A 20,576-nucleotide genomic window follows, 5' to 3' on the forward strand; every position below is an offset into this window, starting at 1 on the left:
AAGGAGGCAAACACGACGCAGTTGAAATTTTGATGTGACAAGTATAAGAAAAACGTACATATTCCCTAAAGGGCAAGCGAATGCGAGTTTTTCTAATGAGTTCATAGGGGCGATAGCGACGTTTATCAATAAAATAAGGAGGTTGGCATATGAAGAATAGAATGGTAAAATACGCTGCATTTTTACTTAGTTTATTACTCATCGTCGGTAATTTAACATTTATACAACCATTAGCAGTTCAAGCTGCGACTTTAGATGATGCGGTTACGATAAAGGCAATTGATGAAAACGGTGAAGAAGTGTTTGGATTAACGGCCATAGAAATAGACGAAGGCGACACTGCCTTTGAAGTATTACTGGAAGCCGGCGAGAAAGAAGACAAGGAAATACAATATGATGAGTATGATTTCGGAAACTATGTAACTGGCATCGGTGATGTGCTGGAAACCGATACCCACTCCTGGTCCTTCAATGTAAACGGGAAGGCAGCAGATGTTGGTGCATCCTCTTTCGAAGTAGAGAATGGAGATAATGTTTTATTTGCATTAAGGGATTTGGAGGACTTTTCACCTGAAGTGTCGATAAATGTGACAGCCACCGACATTAATGATAACGCTATCATAAATAAAGAAGTGGCCATTGCGACAGGGTCCGGTGCTTATGATGCATTGTATCAGGCGGCAGCACAAGAGGACCTGAGCCTCGATGTTTCCGTAGATGATATGTATTTTACTTTTGTAAACAACGTTGGAGAAACAGAGCTTGGGCCGAATGATTATTGGAATGTAGCGGTGGATAATGAGGCACTTTCTACAAGTATTGCTGACCACACAGTTCAGGAAGGTCAAGAGGTTCAATTGCAGGTTACTACATATGAATCTCCTGAAGATGTAGAAAAAGAGGAAGAAACACCATCAGAGGAAGAAGCTCCAGCTGAAGAAACCGAAGATGAATCCAAAACACCTGCAGATAAGGAAACACCAGCAATCAACGAGAAGCAGGTTCAAGCAAACGTTGATGATATTCTATCCTACATGGATGCAGCATCTATTGAACTAAGCTATGGTAGTGAATGGTGGGTTTGGGGTGTTGCCCATACGAATCGGGAAATCCCTGATAGCTATGTAGAAAGCATTGAAGCATTAGTGAAAGATAACGAGGGAGAATTTCGTAATCTATTTGAACTTGAAAAAATAATTATCGCGCTTAGTGCTACTGGAAAAGATGCCACTGATATAAATGGCATAAATCTAATCGACAAGCTGGCAACTCACTCTTGGATGGAGGAGGGGGATCCGGCAATCAATGCCGCAATCTATGGATTGCTCGCGATAGATAGTGCGGAATTTGCTGTGTCAGAAGATTTCCGTACAATGTTAATCACAAGTATTTTAGATAAAGAGCTAGAAGATGGAGGCTGGTCTTTCTTTGGAAGTAATCCAAGTCCAGACATTACCGGAATGGCACTAGCCGCGCTTGCTCCTTATAAAGAGGATCCAAAAGTGAAAACAGCAATTGATCGCGCTGTAACGTATCTATCAGAAAGTCAGGATGCTGAAGGTGGCTATGATATTGCGTTCAATGGCGGCGATTCTAGTGAGTCTGTTTCACAGGCTATCATTGGATTAGCAGCAGTTGGAGCAGATCCAACATCCCCGTCGTTTACTAAAGAAGGTGGCAACCTTTTACAGCATTTGGTTAAGTTTAAACAGGAGGATGGCGGATATAGCCACCTACTTGATGGTGGGTCTACTGATATGTCCACACAGCAGGCATTATTAGCATTTGTCGCTTATCAAAAGCTAGTAAACGGAACTGGTTCGGTTTATCAATTCTCCGCACCAGTTGAAGAAGAACCACCTAATGAACCTGAACAGCCAGAGGATCCGAAAGATACAGAAAAACCGGAAGCGGATCCTAATCAGCCAGGAACAGATAACGAACCAAAGGATGAAGATCCGAAACCTGAAAAGGGAGACAATACTTCAGATAAAGGGAAAAACAATGAAACAAATGAACATGTAAAGCAACTTGAAAACGCGGGTGATAAACAAACAAATGCATCTGGTGAAAAACTGCCGAATACATCAACTAATACTTTTAACTTCCTAGCAAGTGGTTTAGTGCTTCTGCTTATTGGGGGAGCCATTTTCTTGATGTGGAGAAAACGTCAAGCAAACGAAAGTATGTAAGACAAAAGATCGGGTAATCGATGAATGGTTACCCGATTGTATGTTTAGCCAAGGAGGGAAAAACGCATGAGAAGATATACGAGTCTGTTGTTCATGATTGGTCTTATCGTTTTCATTGCTTTTGGCTGTGCAAAGGATGAAGTAACCCCTGCTAATGGTGAGCAACCTGTAGCAGCTTCTGAAATACCAGAAAAGGAAATCATGCTTCAGGAAAAACAGCCAGTAGGAACAGACAAAGCGAAGCAGGAAACCGAGCAAAAAGAGGAAAAGACATCGAAACAAACGAACGCTGATTCCTCCGAAGAAATTTCGGATCAGGAAGAGAAACAGGATAGCGGTTCAAGTAGCACAGATACCAACGCAAACTCCAGTTCAACTTCCAACAAAGCAGAAGCACCTGCTGCTCAGAAAGAAGAGCCTCTTACAGAGAAACAGCAGAATAGCAAGGTAGAAGAAGAAACGAAAAAAACGAAGCAGAATGAGACACCAACAAAAGCGAAAGAGAAACCTGATAAAAGCAAGGAAAAAGAAGAAAAGCAGGATCCCCCCAAGAAGCCCGAAGAACCATCTTCCTATGTCACGTTCTCAGTTGACGCAAGGGATATAAAAGGCCAAATTGTTCCGCAAACAAGGGTGGAACGGAAGGAAGGGGATACCATTCTTGATATTACAAGAAGGGTCTTAAAGCAAAAGGGGATCCAATTTAGTGTAACGGGTTCTAACTCCACTGCATATGTTCAAGGTATTGATAACTTGTATGAATTCGATGAAGGGCAAAATAGTGGGTGGATGATCCGTCTTGATGGCGCGCTGATTAAACAGAGTGCCGGGGCAACACCTGTACAGGATGGCCAAGTAATCTACTGGTTTTATACCACAAATTATCTGGAAGAAAGTGGGGCGGGAGGATGAGCACAAGGGGGGTTCGGTCCTTTCATCCAGCTGTGATGCTTGCCTATTATGTTGTTGTCATAATTGGTTTCATGCTCTCCCAACATCCTGTGTTTTTGGCAGTAGGCGTAGGATTTCTGCTTGTCTTTCATTTTCTTATCGATAAAGGAAAGCAATTGAAAACCTGGTCAACTATGATTTTTACATTGGCAATATTTATTCTTGTATTAACCCCCGTATTTAACCGGAGAGGGAATCATATTTTATTTTATTTATTTGGCAATCAAGTCATGCTTGAGGCGATCATACAAGGGATTATGCTGGCGTTAACATTAGTAGGTATCCTGCTAGCGTTTATAAGTCTGAATCAAATCATTAGCCAAGACCGGTTCTTATACTTATTTGCGCGCATTTCCCCGCAATGGGCGCTGTTAAGTATGCTTGCTGTACGTTTTGTGCCGTTATTAAAAAAACGTTTAAAGGAAATAGAAGAGATACAGAAGGTAAGGGGATTCTCTGTTACAAAAGGGAGCATAAAAGAGCGAGGAAAAAACGGCATGTTATTTTTACAGGCCTTGTTAACAGGCTCACTTGAGCAATCCATCCAAACGGCTGATTCTATGTCAGCAAGGGGATATGGTCAGCAAAAACGCACCCATTACCAAGCCTTTACCATGAAAAACAAGGATTGGTACGCATTGGCATTTATACTGGTAACAGGATCTTGCATGGTTTTTGGATGGTGGCTTGAAGATAGCGTCCTGTCTCTATTGCCTGTCCTTGAGACATCCCAACTTGAACAGAGGGAATGGGTCTTTATCGCCAACTGGACCCTGTTACTCGCTTTTCCGCTGTGGTTAGAAGGGAAGGAAGTAGCAAAATGGAAATTTTATCTGCAAAAAATATAAGTTTCACCTATCCACTGGAAGAAAAACCAGCATTAAAAGAAGTGGATTTTCACATACATAAAGGAGAGTTTGTGGTGCTTTGCGGTGCATCAGGTAGTGGCAAAACAACCTTATTACATCTTCTTAAACAAGAAATAGCCCCACATGGAAAGCTGGAGGGGAGCATTTTTTATAAAGGAACCCAGCTTGAGAAGCAAAACAAGCCACCAGATGACATTGGCATTGTTTTTCAGGACCCGGAAAATCAGATCGTGATGGATAATGTTATGGAAGAGCTGTTATTTGGTATGGAAAATAAAGGCTATCAGACGGAAGACATGCGCAAAAAAGTTGCCGAGATGACGCACTACTTTGGACTAACTCACCTGCTAGATAAAAAAACAAGTGAGCTTTCAGGAGGGGAAAAGCAAAAAGTGAATTTGGTGTCAGTTCTTTTACTGGAACCAGACCTCTTATTGCTTGATGAACCTACAGCACAGTTAGACCCAATTGCAGCCAAAGAGTTTATCCAAACGTTAACACAGTTAAACCATGAATTTGGCATCACTATCTTAATGGTGGAACATCGCCTAGAAGAACTATTTGCTGTAGCTGACAGGGTTCTTGTTTTAGAAGAAGGGGTAAAGAAGATAGATGCTCCGCCCCGTGAAGCTGTCGCAATGTTGCATGCACATCCTATTTTAAACTATTTTTTACCAAGTGCTTCTAGATTGTTTCTACACTTTCAAGCAGAGACAGCTCCAGAAAGCATCCCTACCAATGTAAAGGAAGGTAGAGATTGGCTTTTGGCAAACAACATAACAGCTGACTCGAATATGGAAGCAGAGCAAGAGGCAACTCCTTTATTTACTCTAAAGGAAATCGATTTTCAATATAACAAAGACACAGCACCTGTCCTACATAATCTATCCCTGTCTGTGAACAAAGGAGAATTGCTCGCTATTCTCGGGGCAAATGGTACGGGAAAATCAACGTTACTTAAAGTCATGGCCGGCATTCTACGACCGCAACATGGAAAAATGCTTTATGGTGGAAAAAAACAGAAAAACCTGGTGAACATGGCTATTCGTTATTTACCGCAGAATCCCGCTCTTTATTTCCTGGAGGATACGCTAATGGCGGAATACAGACAGATCGTAAAGAAGCACCAACGTGAGAATGCAGAAGCGATAATTGATACACTGCTAGATACATTTGGCCTCAAAGGTTTTGAGGAAAGGCATCCTGCTGATTTAAGTGGTGGTGAATTACAAAAGGCAGCTTTACTCGGCACACTGCTCGAGGACCCAAAGATCTTGTTAATTGATGAGCCGACCAAAGGACTGGATCCTTATTCGAAAAGCGTGTTTGGTGAACTGTTGGGTGATCTCAGAGAACAAGGGCTGACAATTGTGATGGTGACCCATGATGTTGAATTTGCTGCAAACTATGCAACGCGTTGTAGTATGCTTTTTCAGGGGGATGTTTCCGTTACAGAGGATACCAAAGCCTTCTTTAAGGGAAATAGCTATTACACAACGGTAATGAATCGAATGACCAGAAAATCCGCAGCACCGCTAGCTGTAACATTAGAGGAGGCAAAAGAGAATTGGCGCGTTCAAAGAAAACCTTAATTATCCTTAGTGTCGCTGTATTGCTTTTGCTCTGTTGTTTTCCCTTAATCATTTCAGAACATTATATGATCGTTAGTCTGCTTATCATGGGCATTTCCTTTGTACCCTTTATGTACCGTTTTTCTAAACAGAAATTGACGAGCAGAGAGCTTGTCATGCTTGCGATCCTTGGAGCAATTGCAGCGGTGAGTCGGGTGCCATTTGCTTCACTACCCAGTGTTCAGCCAACCACATTCGTCATCATTGTTGCAGCGATTGTCTTAGGCCCGCAAAGTGGATTCGTTATTGGTGTGTTGGCAGCGATTGTTTCCAACCTTTTCTTAGGCCAGGGCCCGTGGACTCCTTGGCAAATGTACGCATGGGGCATGATTGGATTGACCGCAGGACTGTTGCGCAACACGCTGTTCATGAAACATATACTAGGTAGATGTGTGTATGGATTTGGGGTCGGTTTTCTATTCGGCTGGTTTATGAATCTTTGGTTCGTCGTAAGCATGATCAGCCAAATAAGTTGGACAGAGATTCTTTTATATTACAGTGCGAGTTTTTATTTTGATTTGGCCCATGCGTTTTCAAATGTATTTTTCCTGCTTCTGTTCAGCAACGCCTGGATTAAAATTATAAAACGTTTTAAGACCAAATACGGTTTATTCGAATAGGGGGAAACTTCATTTGGTGGGAGTCTTACTGCCAGTTAAGGCGCGTTAACCATGTATGTTTTTCCTCTGTCCGGAAATAACTAAGTGTAACCGAATCTTTAAAAAGGGCTGATGATATGTGGAAACGTGGCATGATACTGGCTGGGATTTTCTTCATCCTCCTAAGTGGAGAAATTTCCTATGCAAAAGTTGATGATGGAACAGTAACGCCAAAAGAGGAAAAGGAACATAATTGGCAAGTGCAGGATACATATACAGAAAAGGTAGACGGGGGCGAGCATGAATTCACCTATTGGAAAAATTTTATGCGTCATACGCGCACCTGTCAGATCATCCATCATATCAAAGTAGTCGTATATTATTGCGATGTCCATGATGAAACAAAGACAGAAAGCACGTTAATTAAAACAGAACATAGTGGAAGGCATAAATAAGTTTACAAGCAAGGGAGGCAGCATACGACTGCTTCCTTTTTTGTGTTTCATGGAAAAATCTCACCTCAAGAAGCTTGTATATAAGCAATTGTTAATTTTCAAACAAATACAAATTATGGTATGATAAGGGTAAAAATAACAGCAAATTTAAGGGGGATTTTTATGTGGGAGACGCTGCTACCTTGGTTTACGATCCTGTATTTTCTCTTTTTCCTGATAACAATTGTGATGGCAATATGGAGTATTAGAAGAAAACGGTTGGAAGACTTAGCCTATCCTGCATTGGCCATGGCATTTATCACCCCTATTACTACGTTGTTTTATCTCATTGGAAGAACTGAAGGGTCAAATGAGTTGGAGTATTTCTTGCAAAACGTAGCGAAAGGCGACGTCATGGCAATTTTTGTACTCGCACTTTATGGTTACTTGATCTTTTGGTGGGTGGTAATGACGATGAAGTGGAAATCTTCGAAAGCAGTAAATATCAACAAGGAGGCCAACTAATGGAGGTTGCAGCAAATCAAACAGATTGTATATGTGTTGTGTTTGTTTTTCAAAAAACAGAACAGACCGAAGAAGTGCATCTTAATTCTGCTCAATTAACAGCATTACTAAACGCAAAAGAGGTTTGGATTGAAAGGTTTAGTTCCAACCTAAAAATAGAAAGTACTGTCTGGTCCTATGGTAATAATAATAGTAGAGGTTGTTCAAAAAAATCGGTTAAAATGACGCATCGGTACTGATGACCTTCGACTAAATTCCGACACGTCCTGTGTCGAACGTCGAAATCACCACATCCTGTGGAAGCTCGTTGGCTTGCTTTTCCGTTCCTCACGTATTAAAAGATTTCACTGAACTTCTGTTAAAACCGTCCACGTCCTGTGGACAACACAGAAGTCAACACATCCTGTGTAAGCCCGGTACTCAAAGCTACGACTTCTCGAACTTCGACGCACAGGACGTGTTAGTGTCGGCGTTGCAATAGGACGTTGCGATCTTAGCCGACCTCGGTCCTTTTTATCCTCTTTTTTGAACACGCACTATAAGTAAAAAGAGATTCAATGAGGGGGATTATCCATGCTTTATAATCAAGCGTTGCGGACGATTACGACAGAGCGGCTTGTGCTAAGGTTGTTTGAACAGACTGATGCAGAAGTGGTAGCAAAGCTTTGTAATAACATAAACATCTACCAAAATACATTATATCTTCCATACCCGTATTCCTTAGAAGACGCGCTAGCCTGGATGGAACCTCATCTTGAACGTTTTGTGGCGAATAAATCCTATGAGTTTGCTGTTACGGATAAGGAAAGTGGGCAGTTATATGGCGCGATCGCACTTTCAAACCATCACGTACATAAAAATGGGGAAGTGGCCTACTGGATTGGAGAGACCTTCTGGGGAAAGGGGTATGCGACGGAAGCTGCCCAAGCTATCATCCAATTTGCCTTTGAGGAAAAACACTATCATAAAGTCTTTGCACGGTACTTTGGGACAAATCCAGCCTCAGGAAGAGTGTTGCAAAAGGTAGGGATGAAACAGGAAGGAATACTGAAAGACCATGTGAGAAAAGAAGACCGTTATGAAGATCTTGTTTATTATGGGATTATTGATGAAGGAGATATGGAGGGTAATTAATGTTAATAGTAGGAGTTTTATTAATCCCATTATTCCTTATTTCTCTGTACATTATTTTCAAATTCACTTGGGGAAAAGAAGGGAAAGGAGAACGAAGAGAAGAGATTTTAAATAAGTCAAATAGAGTCACAGTGCCAATTCTTCCAATTGGCTGGCTACTGTTGGAGATTGCGCACTCTATATTCGATATTTCGTATTCGTTGTACCGGGATTCACTGTGGGTATTGGTGTTGATAAATTTTATCGTTCATGGTTTGGCAATCTACTTTTATAAGAATAATAAGCACCAAGCAAATGAGTAGAGGATTAGATTATAATAAAGGTCTTTATTTCAGTTGACCTCTCCATACTACAAAAACTAGGAGAATGCTATGAATAATCGAATGAAGCCACAAGTTATCGCTATTGCAGGAGTTTCAGGTGGCGGCAAAACGACGATCGCGAATTACTTACATAGACATTTACAAAATTCTAGAATACTCTTTTTCGATGATTATGATTTTGACGGCGTGGACGATATAATTGATTGGGTAAATAGAGGAGCAAATTATGAAAGTTGGGATTTATCTCCTTTAATTAAAGACGTAGACAAGTTAAGACATGAACCTCTAAATTACATTGTACTCGACTATCCTTTTGCTTATAAAAATGCAAAAATGAGTGATGTCATTGACTTTACGGTGTTTATTGATACACCGTTAGATGTTGCAATGGCAAGAAGAATGTTGCGGGATTTTAAAACAAGCTCCACGGCAACTATTATGAGTGAAATGGAAAATTATATATCGCAAGGAAGAATGGGTTATATGGAAATGCTAAAGTCTGTAAAACCAAATTCAAATGTCGTTGTGGATGGAATGTTATCAGTTTCGGAGATTACAGATAAGATAATGGAAGCTATTAAGGAGGGGTGAAAAAATGGCATATGTTTTTCATGTTATGACACAAGAAGAAGCCGAAAATATCGCCTTTAACTGGCATTATGAAGGAGATTATTCTTTTTATGATATGGAAGCAGATGAGGAAGATATGGAAGAGTTTTTAAATCCAGAGACTCGTGGGGATTCTACGTTTGCTGTGAAAAAGGAGGAGGACTTAGTTGCTTTCTTCTCGGTTAAGAAGGTAAACGAGTCCTCCGTTGATATTGGGTTAGGGATGAGGCCTGATTTAACTGGTAAAGGGATGGGTGATGCCTTTCTGAAGGCAAGTTTAAAATTTGTCGAAGGCTCTTATAGCCCTGACCGAATTACATTATCTGTGGCAACATTTAACCAAAGAGCTATTAATGCATATAGAAAAATCGGCTTTAGAGACATGGAGACATTTATGCAAGCTACTAATGGAAGTACATATGAGTTTTTAAAGATGAGTTATACTTGTGCGTGATCACATGCGTTTTGGAGTATAATTGTCGTATTTTCAACATTGGTTTCATGGTTCTATTTCGTCAGGATCTGCATTTACTTAGAAAAATATAGCTAGCACGCGCTTCACATGCCAGTTCCTGCTCCCCATTTTTACTCTTCTTCAGCTTCGAAAATTTCCTCTACCGCCTTCATTTCATCATCCTGCAAAAGCATATACAATGTATCACCAGTTTTTAAGGTTAAGCTCCCGCTTGGTGGAACCGTATTCCCCTCTCGAAGAATCAACGTGATATTGACTGTTTCAGGCAAATGTAAGTCCTTTATTTTCTTGTCTGTAGCATTACTGTGTTCCGTTATTTGGTATTCAGCCACTTCAAGCTCTGTTTTCCCAACAGACAAGAGATCCATTGTGTAGATCGGATTCGTATTGGGAGTTGACACAAGTCCTAGCTTTGACGCAACTTTAGGAATGGTAGTCCCTTGAATAAGTGTGGATGTCAGCACAACAAAGAAAACAATATTAAAGTACAAGGCACTGTTTTCCAGATCTGCAAGTAAAGGAAAAAGTGCAAGTACGATTGGTACGGCTCCGCGCAGGCCAGACCAGGATAAGAAAAGTTTCTCTTTGAATTTAAACTTCATTCCTGTAACAGAGAGGAAGGCGGCTACGGGCCGGGCAATGAACATTAAAATCAAGGACAGAAATAGCCCTTTTACCATAATACTAAAGCTGAATACATCACTTGGTGCAACAAACAATCCCAGTATGACGAACAATCCAATTTGAGCAATCCAGCTAAAGCCCTCATTAAATCGCAAAATCGGACTTCGTTGTTTTAATTGCGAATTTCCAATTACAAGCGCGGTTACATATACAGCAAGTAAACCACTCGCATTCAAGAGGGAACCGATACTGTATGCTAAATATGCAAAGGATATGGCAAGTAATGGGTATAGTCCACTCGAGGATAGTTTGATCCGGTAAAGAGACTTGCTGGCGATTTTCCCAATTAACAGACCAATGAGTAAGCCTCCGCCCATCTGCAAAATAAATTGCCCAATAAATTCCAGAAGCCCTGTTCCTTCCTGGTTCACAACTGAAATTAAGGCTGTAGTAAGGAAAACTGCCATGGGGTCATTGGCGCCAGATTCCCCTTCCAAAGTAGCTTCCAATCTATTGGTAATATTTTTACCTGCAAGCATGGCGAATACGGCTGCAGCATCGGTAGAGCCAACAAGTGCCCCCATTAGAAACGCTTCGGCCCAGCTCAAATCAAATAAAAAATATGCTGCCACACCGACAAGTGCACTTGTTAACAGCACACCGACTGTAGCGAGAGATACTGCAGGTGCAGCCACAGGTCGAATCGTTTTCCACTGTGTCTGCATCCCACCATCAAATAAGATAATGACGAGGGCCATCATCCCAACAAGCTGTGCAATTTCTGGGTTACTAAAATTTATAATTCCCAGTATGTCACTGCCGGCAATCATTCCAAATAAAATAAAAAACAGAAGAGATGGAGCATTTACTTTAACGGAAAATTGTACCGCCAGAATACTGCAAATTAATAAAAGTGAAACGATAAGTATAAATAAATTTGAGTTGTAAATTTCTTGTATCATAGCTCTCTCCATGTTCTATGTTGTTTTAATAACTTATTTATACCCTTTTTCATTCGGATTGACACTTAGGTAAAGGTTTGCGATTTTCTGACTAGTTCTTATACAATGAAGGTAGAATACTACAATCTTCGAGGAGGATATGCATGATCACAAGCTTGCAGGATACCGTAACATTGAACAATGATGTAAAGATGCCGGGATTTGGCCTTGGTGTATACAAAGTAGAGGACGGAAAAACCGTGGTCGATGCTGTGAAGGCGGCATTGCAGCATGGATATCGTAGTATTGATACAGCGTCCTATTATGAAAATGAAGAGGGCGTTGGTCAGGCGATAAGAGAATCTGGTGTACCGAGAGAGGATATTTTTGTTACATCAAAAGTTTGGAATGATGAACAAGGCTATCATGAAACGAAGCAAGCCTTTGAGAGAAGTCTACAGAAACTTGGTTTAGATTACCTGGATTTATACCTAATTCATTGGCCAGCTAGAGATCTCTACACTGAGACCTGGAAAGCGATGGAGGAATTGTATAACGAAGGGAAGGTGCGCGCAATTGGTGTGAGCAATTTTCATCAACAACATCTTGAACATTTAATCGAAAATGCCGAGGTGAAACCTGTTGTAAACCAAGTCGAATACCATCCGCACCTCACACAAACAGCTCTTCATTCGTATTGTAAAAAAGAAGCCATTCAACTCGAAGCATGGGCACCGTTAAAACGAGGACGCTTGCTTGAAAATCCAACTCTTACGGAGATTGGTCATAAATATGGGAAGACTCCAGCACAGGTTATTTTACGCTGGGACATTCAACATGACATTATAACCATTCCTAAATCAACGAATCCAGAACGAATTGCAGCCAATGCAGACGTGTTTGACTTTTCGTTGACTGATGAGGAAATGCGTCTCATTGATGCGATGGATTGCAATGATCGAACAGGGAAAAACCCCGACAACATCTAATTTTTCAGCTTAAAAGAGCAGAGTACATCTGGTGAATACCAAAGATGTGCCCTGCTCTTTTTATGCCTTTTTCTTTCCACTTTCCAACAGGTAACTTAGTGCCCCAAGAGCTACCCCTAATACAGCACCGCCAACAACTTCAATAGGCATATGACCCAACATCTCTTTCAGTTCTTTTTCTTGTTTTTTGTAATTGATATCTGGATGTTTGTCAGCGAAATGCTCTACTTGTTCGTATAAATCATTTACGGCAATTGCTGTTTGCCCAGCTTGCCAGCGAATCCCCATTGCATCGTACATAACGATTAGTCCGAAGATACTGCAGATCCCAAAATCCATCGAAGAAACTCCATTCTTCATGCCCACATATGTAGTAAGGGAAGTAACAGCAGATGAATGGGAACTAGGCATGTCACCAGATCCAAACGTTTTTTTCCAATCCCATTGTCCTGTCTCCACATAGTGAAGGGGGACTTTTAAAAATTGAGCAGCTCCAATACCTAACAAAGCAGTCGTCAATCCACGATTTAACATAAACTCACCTCCATCTTAAGTTGGACAGTAGAAGAATATTTATTCATAAATTCTAGGTCGAATCATGTCTGAAATGTTTAAAAGCCATTCATTTTTCTTCGATTTCCATACCTTGTTTTCCCGAAATTTATTAGAAAATAACCTGCCGACAAAAACTATCTCTGAAGCATTTTATTTCTACCATCAAAAAAATTCTCTTTCACAAAAACAAAAAAATACATTGAACTATTAGAAAATTAGGCATATAATGTTTCGAAAGAAAGGTAGGGATACTAGATGGATAAAGATTTGCGAATTAAAAGTAAAGTTTTCAGTGAAGGTGCAATGAAAGCACCAAATAGAGCAATGCTTCGTGCAGTTGGTGTGACCGAAGAGGATTTCAAAAAGCCGATGATTGGGATTGCGAGTACGTGGAGTGAGGTTACGCCTTGTAATATACATATTAATGATTTAGCGCTGAGCAGTAAAAAAGGTGCTCGGGACGCTGGCGGGGTCCCCCTCATTTTCAACACCATCACGGTTTCGGATGGAATCTCCATGGGGACTCAGGGGATGCGTTACTCCCTACCGAGCCGGGATGTCATTGCCGACTCAATTGAAACAGTCGTTGGGGCAGAAAATCTCGATGGTTTTGTCGCGATTGGTGGATGTGATAAAAATATCCCAGGCTGTATGATCGCAATTGCTAATGCTGAGCTACCAGCCGTTTTTGTATACGGAGGTACGATTGCACCAGGCCGACATAACGGTAAAAATATTGACCTTGTCTCCGTGTTTGAAGGTGTTGGGAAGCATAATAATAACGCCATTGATGACAAAGAATTGCATAACATCGAGTGTAATGCATGTCCTGGTGCGGGAGCTTGTGGTGGGATGTATACTGCCAACACGATGGCTTCGGCAGTAGAAGCGATGGGAATGTGTCTTCCAGGAAGTTCCTCAAACCCAGCAGAGTCCGCTGAAAAGCATGCAGATTGTGAAGATGCTGGAAAAGCTGTTTATCACTTGCTCGAAAAAGGAATTTACCCGAAAGATATTATGACAAAAGAAGCATTTGAAAATGCAATCACTGTCGTTATGGCTTTAGGTGGCTCCACGAACGCGATTCTGCATTTGCTCTCTATTGCGCATGCAATGAAAGTAGATTTGACTATTGATGATTTTAATAGAATTCAAGAAAAGACACCACATCTTGCTGACCTAAGACCGAGTGGAAAATATGTTATGCAGGACCTGCACAGAGTTGGCGGAGTACAAGCTGTCATGAAGTTGTTGCATGAAAATGGCTACTTGCATGGGGACTGTCTAACCGTTACCGGAAAAACCATTGCCGAAAATCTAGAGGACGCACCATCGTTGTCTGAAGGCCAAGAGGTTATTATGCCGTTTAGTAACCCGAAAAGGGCAGATGGTCCGCTCATCGTACTCAAAGGGAATCTGTCCCCAAGCGGAGCTGTAGCGAAGGTTTCTGGCGTGAAGGTTAACCGACATACAGGGCCAGCACGCGTTTTTGATACAGAAAAAGAAGCGACAGCGGCAGTTATGGACAACCAGATTAACGAAGGAGATGTCTTGGTAATCCGCTATGTTGGACCAAAAGGTGGGCCAGGCATGCCTGAAATGCTCTCGATTTCTGCTATTCTTGTCGGAAAAGGACTTGGTGAAAAAGTAGCACTGCTTACAGACGGCAGATTTTCCGGAGGGACCCACGGACTTGTCGTAGGGCATATCTCACCTGAAGCCCAGGCTGGTGGCCCAATCGCATTCCTCAAGGAGGGCGACATGGTCACGATCGATTCTGATAAAAAGGAAATTAGCATGGAAGTAAGTGCTGAAGAACTTGAAGAACGGAAGAGCAATTGGACAGCACCACCGTTGTACAAGCGAGGAATTCTAGGGAAGTATGCCCACAATGTTTCCTGCTCTTCCAAAGGTGCCGTTACCGATTTTTTAGATAAATAGTTTGATAAGAAGCTCCTCCCAATAGCTGGGAGGAGCTTCTTTTTTTGAGAACGACTTGGTATTGGCTAAGAGTGTGCACCATCGCTCTTGAGTGTTGTAACATCGACAGAGAGCACCGCAACATCACCTTCCAGCACCATAACCAAACTAACTCCGATTCCCACACAAACACTACCCCCAACAAGATACGATCATCACACCGATATATCACTATATAAAAACAAATAACCCCAAATAACGGCATTAAGTCTAAAAACAACCAATAGCAATATATTAATTAAACAAAATTTAACTTTTAACCGGAACCACAATAATTCAACCAATATATTGCAATGTAACGTAATTGTAACATTCTAGATGTTTCCCTACCTGACAAGCATGAAAGCGCATTCAAATTAACAGAGTTATCTAAAGAAATAAAAAACTTCGAAAAAGCTGTTGACTGTTGATTTAAAACGGTATATGATTATCCGCAATATCAAATATTCAAACTTTATTGAACAAAGCAACAAAATGACTATCAACTTTTAAACAAAACAACACAAAACTATAGGTTAACTCGATGACGGGAGCAAAGGAACAAACGCAATGTATTCACAGAGAGCTGGGGTTGCTGGAAGCCCAGAAGTACATTTTGTTCTGACATCTTCCCTGAGTGCCGCGTTGAACGGAATGATTCCAAGTAGGCTCGGTCAGGTACAGTGTATGTGCCTGTTATCAATTAGACTGTTTATCAGTCTTAAAGGTAGTATTCGTGAGAATGCTATAAAACCTGGGTGGTACCGTGAAAAGATGGCTCTTTTCTCCCCAATAATTCTGCTAATTTGCGCAGTTTTAGGGGAGAGAAGGGCCTTTTTTGATAGTAAAGCAAATGGGGGAGGCATGTAGTAGTGAAACTTGATGTAAAACAGGAACCGAAAAGTGAAACAGAATTTATGACAGGTGCAGATTTGTTCATCCAGACTTTGGTTGATGAACAAGTGGACACCATATTCGGATATCCTGGCGGGGCTGTTCTGCCAATCTATGATGCGGTGTACAGAAGTAAGGCAGCTTTTAAACACGTTCTTTCCCGGCATGAGCAGGGATCCATTCATGCAGCGGAAGGATACGCGAGAGTAACAGGGAGGCCAGGTGTTGTGATTGCAACTTCCGGGCCTGGCGCAACAAATCTTATTACGGGGATAACGGATGCCATGATGGATTCCTTACCACTCGTTATTTTTACCGGACAGGTGGCCAGTGGTGTTATTGGAACGGATGCATTTCAGGAGGCAGATGTACTGGGAATTACAACACCAATAACGAAATACAACTATCAGGTGAAAACGATCGAGGAATTACCACGAGTTGTCAAAGAAGCTTTTCATATCGCTTCTACTGGCCGTCCCGGTCCTGTAGTAGTGGATATTCCAAAAAACATATCAGCTGAAGTAACGGCTGGGTCTTATCCGAACACTTTTTCACTGCCAGGTTACCAGCCAAATGTGAATCCGAATCCATTACAAATTACGAAGCTAGCGGAGGCTTTAAGCCATGCTAAGAAGCCGCTCATCCTAGCAGGGGCAGGAGTACTCTTTTCAAAAGCCTCAGCAGAATTAAAGGAATTCGCTGAAAAATACGAGCTGCCTGTTGCCAATACATTACTCGGTTTGGGAAGCTTTCCAGGCTCCCACCCCCAAATGCTTGGAATGGCCGGGATGCATGGAACCTATGCAGCAAACATGGCTTTATATGAATGTGATGTATTGCTAAACATTGGAGCACGATTTGATGACCGACTGACTGGGAATTTACAGCATTTCGCTCCACATGCCAAGGTTGCCCATATTGACATTGACCCAGCCGAAATCGGCAAAAATATTCCAACTGCTATCCCAGTCGTAGCGGATGCCAAGGCTGCATTACAAGCACTATTAACAAAGGACATTAAAACAGACCATGAAGATTGGCAAAAAGGATTACAGCACAACAAACTGACATTTCCACTCTGGTATGACCGATCAGATGAGTTGCTTTCTCCGCAGTGGCTTATCGATCAAATTCACAAAATTTCGGAAGGGGACGCGATCATTACAACAGATGTGGGGCAGCATCAAATGTGGACGGCACAATATTATTCCTTCGATAAGCCAAACAAGTGGGTTACATCAGGCGGACTTGGCACGATGGGATTTGGTTTCCCAGCAGCAATTGGCGCACAGCTCGGTGCACCAGATGAATTGGTTGTAGCAGTGGTAGGAGATGGTGGTTTTCAAATGACCTTACAAGAGCTTTCCGTCTTGAAGGAACAGCAGCTGCCAGTAAAAGTCATCATCGTAAACAACCAGGCATTAGGGATGGTAAGACAGTGGCAGGAAAGCTTTTACGAGGAACGTTACTCAGAATCACTTTTCATCGAGAATCCTGACTTTGTAAAACTTGCGGAAAGCTACGGAATCAAAGGTGTACGAATAGAAAAGGAGACAGACGCACCCGAGATGCTAGAAGAGGTTTTCTCCTATAATGGGCCAGTAGTTGTAGATTGTCGGGTTGTCCAAAAGGAATGTGTCTATCCGATGATTGCACCAGGAAAAGGGCTCCATGAAATGATTGGGGTGAAGAGATGAAGCGCATCATTACAGCCACTGTGCAAGACCGGAGCGGGGTGCTAAACCGCATTACCGGCATGCTGCATAAACGGCAATTCAATATTGACAGTATCTCAGTTGGGAAATCAGAGACTGAGGGCATTTCGAAAATGACATTTGTTATTGAGGTAAGTGATCATCAAAACCTCGAACAACTGACAAAACAGCTGAACAAACAAATCGATGTGATCAAAGTATCGGATATTACCGACAAAGCAATTGTTGCCAGAGAGCTTGCCCTCATCAAAGTAGGAAGCAATGGACATCAGCGGGCTGAAATTCAAGGGATCATCTCCCCGTTTCGGGCCTCGGTAATTGATGTAAGCAAGGAAAGTATGACCATACAGGTAACCGGAAAACCAGACAAAGTGGAAGCACTTATTGAGCTACTCCATCCTTACGGCATTAAGGAGTTGACCAAAACAGGCGTCACCGCATTCTTAAGAGGACATCAACCTAAAACTGTTACAGATTTACATGCCACACCATTTTAAAGTGAAACGTCATTTGGTGAGTTGCCAGTTAAGACGGGATAAAAACTTGAGGAGGAATATAAAATGACAAAAGTACGCTATGAAAATGATATTCAAACAGAGGTTTTGAAAGACAAGAAAATCGCGGTAGTTGGCTATGGCTCACAGGGGCATGCCCATGCGTTAAACCTAAGAGAAAGCGGCTATGATGTCGTTGTTGGGCTAAGACCAGGAAAATCACAACAAAAAGCAGAGGAAGATGGCTTTGATGTCCATTCTGTAGCAGAAGCTGTTAGCCAGGCAGATGTGGTAATGGTTCTATTGCCTGACGAACATCAGACGGCTGTTTACACAGAAAGCATTAAATCTAACCTGCAGCCAGGAAATGCCATTGCTTTTGCCCATGGTTTTAACATTCATTTTAGCCAAATTGTCCCTCCAGAAGATGTGGATGTTTTCTTAGTAGCCCCAAAAGGACCAGGACATCTCGTACGTAGAACCTATGAGGGTGGCGCTGGTGTTCCAGCATTGTTCGGTGTATATCAGGACGTAACAGGAAATGCTGCAGAGCTGGCACTAGCGTACGCCCAAGGCATTGGTGCAGCAAGAGCGGGTGTGCTGGAAACAACATTCCAAGAAGAAACCGAAACAGATCTGTTTGGTGAGCAGGCAGTATTGTGCGGTGGCCTTACAAGCTTAATCAAAGCAGGATTTGAGACTTTAACAGAAGCAGGCTATCAGCCAGAAGTTGCTTACTTTGAATGTCTGCACGAAATGAAACTTATCGTGGACTTGATTTATGAAGGTGGACTTGAAAACATGCGCTATTCTATCTCTGACACAGCACAATGGGGTGATTTTGCTTCTGGGCCAAGAATTGTCGATGAGGATACAAAAGCTCGGATGAAAGAAGTTCTTACAGACATCCAAACTGGTGAATTTGCCAAAGGGTGGATTTTGGAAAACCAAGCAAACAGACCAAAATTCAATGCAATTAATAAAAAAGAAAACAACCACCAAATCGAAAAAGTTGGAAAGGAGTTACGTGATTTAATGCCTTTTGTTAAGCAACCACTTCAAGCAAAACAATCTAAGCAAAAGGATGTGAAAGAGCATGTCACGAATTAAAATTTTCGATACAACCCTTCGAGACGGCGAACAGTCACCTGGTGTGAATCTGAATCAACTAGAAAAACTGGAGATCGCCAAACAACTAGAGCGATTTGGAGTGGATCGGATGGAGGCAGGGTTTCCTGCTTCCTCCAAAGGAGACTTTCAAGCTGTTAAAGCCATTGCTGACACGATAAAAAACACATCGGTTACAGCTTTAGCTCGTACCGTCAAGTCAGATGTCGATACAGCATGGGAAGCATTGAAGGGGGCAGAACATCCAAGCATCCATCTATTCTTGGCTACTTCCCCGATTCATATGACGTATAAATTGAAAAAGACTCCAGAACAGGTGATGAATACGGCAGTCGAAATGGTCACATATGCGAAAACGAAATTCCATGATGTTCAATGGTCAGCAGAGGATGCTTCCAGATCAGATTTAGATTTTTTGGCGCAAATCATTGAACGTGTCATCAACGCAGGCGCAACCGTGATCAATTTGCCAGATACAGTTGGATATACGACACCAGCTGAATATGGGCGGATGTTCCAATATATTAAAGAAACTGTGCCAAACATTGACCAAGTGCACCTATCTTGTCATTGTCATAACGACCTCGGTATGGCAGTTGCCAATTCACTAGCCGCTGTGGAAAATGGTGCTACGCAAATCGAAGGAACGATCAATGGAATTGGGGAGCGGGCAGGCAATGCCTCCTTAGAAGAAGTTGCCGTCGCGTTAAAGGTTCGCTCTGATTTTTATCCTTATACGACAGGATTAAAACTGGAAGAAACAAAACGAACAAGCGACCTTGTAGCAAAATTAACGGGTATGTATGTGCAGGCAAATAAAGCAGTAGTGGGACGCAACGCCTTTGCTCATGAATCTGGCATCCACCAAGACGGTGTCTTGAAGCACGCTGCAACCTATGAAATTATGACACCTGAAATGGTCGGTGTAAAAGCAAATAACCTGGTTCTTGGCAAACACTCAGGACGACATGCGTTTAAGGATAAAGTTAAAGAGCTCGGCATGGAGCTTAGTGAAGAAAAGCTTAAAAGTGCCTTCGATGCATTCAAGCAATTAACCGATCACAAAAAGGAAGTAACGGATGATGATCTGTTTACAATCCTCATGGAGGTTCAAACAGATACGACTTCTGTTAACAAGTACCAGCTCGAAATGTTCCAGGTTCAATATGGTACAGCGAATATCCCAACTGCCACTGTTGTACTTCAAACACCTGATGGCAGGACAGTTCAAACAGCTTGCACCGGACAGGGAAGTGTCGAAGCTGTATACCGGACATTGGATGAGTTAATTTCTGAGAATCTTAAACTTATAGATTATCAACTTAGTTCTGTAGGCGGGGGAAAGGACGCCTTGGCCGAATCACATGTCCAGCTTGAGGTGAATGGGCAAGCGGTAAACGGAAGAGGAACAGCACAGGATGTCATCGAAGCATCTGCCAACGCCTTTTTGAACGCGGTCAATCGTTATATCGTCAGACAGCATTCACAAGAAAGCAATGTGGTCGCATCGGAAACGTAAAATAGAATGGAGGAGA

General features: G+C 42.0%; 20 protein-coding genes. 18 read left to right on the plus strand and 2 right to left on the minus strand.

The genetic code is table 11. The annotated features are described in order from the left end of the window. The first annotated feature begins 149 nt into the window (after positions 1 to 149). The 12 genes from ACTWPF_RS05555 (at position 150) to ACTWPF_RS05610 (ending at position 9,721) form a co-directional block, all read left to right on the plus strand. Positions 150 to 2,192 carry a DUF4430 domain-containing protein gene (locus ACTWPF_RS05555; RefSeq protein WP_443148607.1) on the plus strand — a complete coding sequence of 681 codons (2,043 nt, stop codon included), beginning with the start codon at positions 150 to 152 and terminating at the stop codon, positions 2,190 to 2,192. Positions 2,193 to 2,258: 66 nt separating this feature from the next. Beyond that, positions 2,259 to 3,104, plus strand: coding sequence for a DUF4430 domain-containing protein (locus tag ACTWPF_RS05560; protein ID WP_443148608.1), 846 nt, complete (start codon positions 2,259 to 2,261; stop codon positions 3,102 to 3,104). Further along, positions 3,101 to 3,991: an energy-coupling factor transporter transmembrane component T gene (locus ACTWPF_RS05565; protein WP_443148609.1), complete on the plus strand. Its 891-nt coding sequence runs from the start codon at positions 3,101 to 3,103 to the stop codon at positions 3,989 to 3,991. The genes ACTWPF_RS05560 and ACTWPF_RS05565 overlap by 4 nt, the downstream gene beginning before the upstream one ends. After that, positions 3,964 to 5,604 carry an ABC transporter ATP-binding protein gene (locus ACTWPF_RS05570; protein WP_443148610.1) on the plus strand — a complete coding sequence of 547 codons (1,641 nt, stop codon included), beginning with the start codon at positions 3,964 to 3,966 and terminating at the stop codon, positions 5,602 to 5,604. The genes ACTWPF_RS05565 and ACTWPF_RS05570 overlap by 28 nt, the downstream gene beginning before the upstream one ends. Beyond that, positions 5,580 to 6,263, plus strand: a complete 684-nt coding sequence (locus ACTWPF_RS05575; protein WP_443148611.1) for an ECF transporter S component — start codon at positions 5,580 to 5,582, stop codon at positions 6,261 to 6,263. Before ACTWPF_RS05570 ends, ACTWPF_RS05575 begins: the two co-directional genes overlap by 25 nt. A 116-nt stretch (positions 6,264 to 6,379) precedes the next feature. Further along, on the plus strand, positions 6,380 to 6,697 hold the full coding sequence (locus tag ACTWPF_RS05580; protein ID WP_443148612.1) for a hypothetical protein: 318 nt from the start codon (positions 6,380 to 6,382) through the stop codon (positions 6,695 to 6,697). A 162-nt stretch (positions 6,698 to 6,859) separates the two neighbouring features. Next, positions 6,860 to 7,201 carry a hypothetical protein gene (locus ACTWPF_RS05585; protein ID WP_443148613.1) on the plus strand — a complete coding sequence of 114 codons (342 nt, stop codon included), beginning with the start codon at positions 6,860 to 6,862 and terminating at the stop codon, positions 7,199 to 7,201. After that, entirely contained in the window at positions 7,201 to 7,440 is a 240-nt protein-coding gene (locus tag ACTWPF_RS05590) for a hypothetical protein (RefSeq protein ID WP_443148614.1), read from the plus strand. The genes ACTWPF_RS05585 and ACTWPF_RS05590 overlap by 1 nt, the downstream gene beginning before the upstream one ends. A 334-nt stretch (positions 7,441 to 7,774) precedes the next feature. Next, positions 7,775 to 8,335, plus strand: a complete 561-nt coding sequence (locus ACTWPF_RS05595) for a GNAT family N-acetyltransferase (protein ID WP_443148615.1) — start codon at positions 7,775 to 7,777, stop codon at positions 8,333 to 8,335. Then, positions 8,335 to 8,637: a hypothetical protein gene (locus ACTWPF_RS05600; protein WP_443148616.1), complete on the plus strand. Its 303-nt coding sequence runs from the start codon at positions 8,335 to 8,337 to the stop codon at positions 8,635 to 8,637. Before ACTWPF_RS05595 ends, ACTWPF_RS05600 begins: the two co-directional genes overlap by 1 nt. A gap of 69 nt (positions 8,638 to 8,706) precedes the next feature. Continuing rightward, on the plus strand, positions 8,707 to 9,249 hold the full coding sequence (locus tag ACTWPF_RS05605; protein ID WP_443148617.1) for a hypothetical protein: 543 nt from the start codon (positions 8,707 to 8,709) through the stop codon (positions 9,247 to 9,249). Between the two features lie 4 nt (positions 9,250 to 9,253). Then, positions 9,254 to 9,721, plus strand: a complete 468-nt coding sequence (locus ACTWPF_RS05610; protein ID WP_443148618.1) for a GNAT family N-acetyltransferase — start codon at positions 9,254 to 9,256, stop codon at positions 9,719 to 9,721. A gap of 131 nt (positions 9,722 to 9,852) precedes the next feature. On the opposite strand, the gene ACTWPF_RS05615 is transcribed toward ACTWPF_RS05610, so the two are convergent. After that, entirely contained in the window at positions 9,853 to 11,328 is a 1,476-nt protein-coding gene (locus ACTWPF_RS05615) for a potassium/proton antiporter (RefSeq protein ID WP_443148619.1), read from the minus strand. A 143-nt stretch (positions 11,329 to 11,471) separates the two neighbouring features. On the opposite strand from ACTWPF_RS05615, the gene ACTWPF_RS05620 reads away from it, so the two are divergent. Further along, positions 11,472 to 12,296, plus strand: coding sequence for an aldo/keto reductase (locus ACTWPF_RS05620; RefSeq protein WP_443148620.1), 825 nt, complete (start codon positions 11,472 to 11,474; stop codon positions 12,294 to 12,296). Positions 12,297 to 12,356: 60 nt separating this feature from the next. On the opposite strand, the gene ACTWPF_RS05625 is transcribed toward ACTWPF_RS05620, so the two are convergent. Further along, a complete protein-coding gene (locus tag ACTWPF_RS05625; RefSeq protein ID WP_106897520.1) occupies positions 12,357 to 12,830 on the minus strand; it encodes a divergent PAP2 family protein in 474 nt (157 codons plus the stop codon). Positions 12,831 to 13,106: 276 nt separating this feature from the next. Here ACTWPF_RS05625 and ilvD point away from each other — a divergent pair, with 276 nt between their 5' ends. The 5 genes from ilvD (at position 13,107) to ACTWPF_RS05650 (ending at position 20,560) form a co-directional block, all read left to right on the plus strand. After that, complete coding sequence (ilvD, locus tag ACTWPF_RS05630; RefSeq protein WP_106897519.1) at positions 13,107 to 14,792, plus strand: dihydroxy-acid dehydratase; 1,686 nt, start codon at positions 13,107 to 13,109, stop codon at positions 14,790 to 14,792. 890 nt (positions 14,793 to 15,682) lie between these two features. Next, on the plus strand, positions 15,683 to 17,401 hold the full coding sequence (ilvB, locus tag ACTWPF_RS05635; protein ID WP_106897517.1) for an acetolactate synthase large subunit: 1,719 nt from the start codon (positions 15,683 to 15,685) through the stop codon (positions 17,399 to 17,401). Continuing rightward, entirely contained in the window at positions 17,398 to 17,916 is a 519-nt protein-coding gene (gene ilvN / locus ACTWPF_RS05640; protein WP_443148621.1) for an acetolactate synthase small subunit, read from the plus strand. The genes ilvB and ilvN overlap by 4 nt, the downstream gene beginning before the upstream one ends. Positions 17,917 to 17,979: 63 nt before the next feature. Then, the gene (gene ilvC, locus ACTWPF_RS05645) at positions 17,980 to 19,023 is read left to right on the plus strand and encodes a ketol-acid reductoisomerase (protein ID WP_106897515.1); all 1,044 of its coding nucleotides are present in this window, start codon (positions 17,980 to 17,982) and stop codon (positions 19,021 to 19,023) included. After that, entirely contained in the window at positions 19,010 to 20,560 is a 1,551-nt protein-coding gene (locus ACTWPF_RS05650; RefSeq protein ID WP_443148622.1) for a 2-isopropylmalate synthase, read from the plus strand. Before ilvC ends, ACTWPF_RS05650 begins: the two co-directional genes overlap by 14 nt. The last annotated feature ends 16 nt before the right edge of the window (positions 20,561 to 20,576 follow it).

This window comes from Oceanobacillus sp. M65 (assembly GCF_052246275.1).
Lineage (GTDB): Bacteria > Bacillota > Bacilli > Bacillales > Amphibacillaceae > Oceanobacillus_B > Oceanobacillus_B jordanicus.